At 34.9% G+C, this 906-nt stretch carries 1 protein-coding gene; it reads left to right on the forward strand.

Going from position 1 to position 906, the window contains the following annotated elements:
- On the forward strand, window positions 1–648 hold a 648-nt coding region (locus tag E1171_RS00665), incomplete at its 5' end, for a DUF4493 domain-containing protein (RefSeq protein ID WP_155203100.1).
- Window positions 649–906 lie beyond the last annotated feature (258 nt).

The following is a 906-nucleotide window of genomic DNA, read 5'->3' on the forward strand; positions in this document are numbered from 1 at the left end:
GAGGAAATCCAAGAACAGGAAGAAATAAAAACCGGGAAACTATCAGTAGATTTTTCCATAGATGATGAAAGCATCATAAACCTTGATGATTATGAGCTTACAATTTTTAGTTCGGAAGGAGAAGCTGTAAAAACTTTTGAGCATGCTAACGATTTTCCATCTGAGTTCGACCTTGATGAGGGGACTTATTATCTTATGGCGGAATCAAAAAAACCTGTTACCTCATCATTTGAATTGCCCGAATTTTCTGGGAATAGCGATCTATTCACTATTCAGACTGACCAAAAACAGGAAATTCCCCTTGTTTGGACAAATGAAAGTGCAATGGTAAAGGTGGAATATACTGAGGGTTATAGGGAGGTGTTTGAAATGGATTATGAATATTCTGTTACCATTAGTGCCCTTGATATGGAAGGGGCTGAACTTGAGTATGCAAAAAATGAACTCCGCTATGGGTACTTAAAGCCATCTAACAATTTTAAAATTGAACTTAGTAGAAGGGGGAAAAGTGAAGCTGAAGATTCTTATGTTAAAAGTAATTCTCCTTACAGTTTTCAGGCAGGAAAACAATATAAGGTCATTTTCGATTTTGGCCGACTCAATAACTCAATTCAGGAAGCTACTACAATTTCCATTGTTGAAGAGTAATGATTTTCATTGTGCAATAAAGAAAAGGGAGGTGGGGTCTCTAATAAGATGAAGGATTCTTAAACACTTTGGATGGGTCAAAATTCAGTAATTGAACCCCAATTTAAAAAAGGTTGTATCCAATAGGTGCAACCTTTTTTTAAACTTTTTCCGAAATATTCATGACCTAAAGAAAAAATAAAAAGAGAATACAGCAAGGTTTATGATTAAGGTAAAATTATCCTTGGTAAAAATGTCGTTGATTTCCTTTAGGCTTTT

It is taken from the genome of Xanthovirga aplysinae, from assembly GCF_009711365.1.
Taxonomy (GTDB): Bacteria; Bacteroidota; Bacteroidia; order Cytophagales; family Cyclobacteriaceae; genus Xanthovirga; species Xanthovirga aplysinae.